Below are 1,075 nucleotides of genomic sequence, written 5' to 3' on the forward strand. Positions count from 1 at the left end.
ATGTGGTTGAGGTGAGGAGCTTCAGCCACATGACCGAGCCTCGAAGGTGAAGCCCGGCCTCGTAGCTTCCCGGGGTCTTGTCGTAGCGGGTGGCCAGACCGCGCCAGGTCTTGATCTTCTGGAAACAGCGTTCGACGGTGTTGCGCTGCCGGTAACGCTCCGGATCAAAAAGCACGGGCCGCCCACCCGCCGAACCCTTCCTCGTGCGGTTGGCCCGCTGATCGCTCCTCTCCGGGATGACCGCGCTGATCCGGCGGCGGCGCAGATGGGCACGATTGGCCTTGGAGGAGTAAGCCTTGTCCGCCGCCACCGCGGCAGGGCGGGTACGCGGTCGCCCGGCCGGACCGGGAACGCGGATCTTGCCCAGGACGGTGATGAAGTGCGGACAGTCGGCGGCCTGTCCTGGCGTGAGCACGAAGGCCAAAGGCAGCCCGGCGGCATCCACTACGGCATGGACCTTGCTGCTCAGCCCGCCCCGGGATCGGCCGAGCCCGCCGGCTTTGCCCGGGCCCTGCGGCGTCGCCGCCCGGCGGCACGATCCCGGCCCGACGATACGCCCGCGTCGCCTGCCTCGTCCGCGCTGGGTGCGACCTGCGGCGCATCACCCGCAGCACCGGCGGCTGCTCCGCCAGCGGAGCCCCCTTTTCCTCGGTCAGCGCCTGCTCCAGCGCATCCAGCGTTTCCCCGGCCACCGCCAGCCCGGCCGACTCCTGATGCGCCCGCACGATGGTGGAGTCCACGCTGACCAGTTCCAGCCCGACCTGTCCTCGTGACGCCGCCTCGGCGATCAGCGCGTCCATCAACCCTTGGAACACCCCGGCCTTGGCCCAGCCGTTGAACCGGGAGTAGAGCGTGGACCAGGGCCCGTAGCGTTCCGGGACATCACGCCAGCCGGATCCGGTGCGGAAACGCCACAGGATCCCGTTGAACTGATCCCGCACCCGCCGTGGCAACGGCCCTGTGGCCGCCACCGGCAGATGCGGTTCAATCAGTACCCACTCGGCATCGGTCACATCAAAGCGCGCCACGTCCGAGTTCTACCAGCCACGGCCAGTCCACTCTCGGGCCTCACCTA

Annotated in this window: 1 pseudogene; it reads right to left on the reverse strand. The window is 69.3% G+C overall.

Annotated elements, in window-relative coordinates:
* Nucleotides 1-1,028 (reverse strand): annotated as a pseudogene (locus tag AB0N02_RS47370) (IS5 family transposase); the annotation flags it as partial.
* Between the last annotated feature and the right edge of the window lie 47 nt (nucleotides 1,029-1,075).

Source organism: Streptosporangium sp. NPDC051022 (genome assembly GCF_040683035.1).
Lineage (GTDB): Bacteria > Actinomycetota > Actinomycetes > Streptosporangiales > Streptosporangiaceae > Streptosporangium.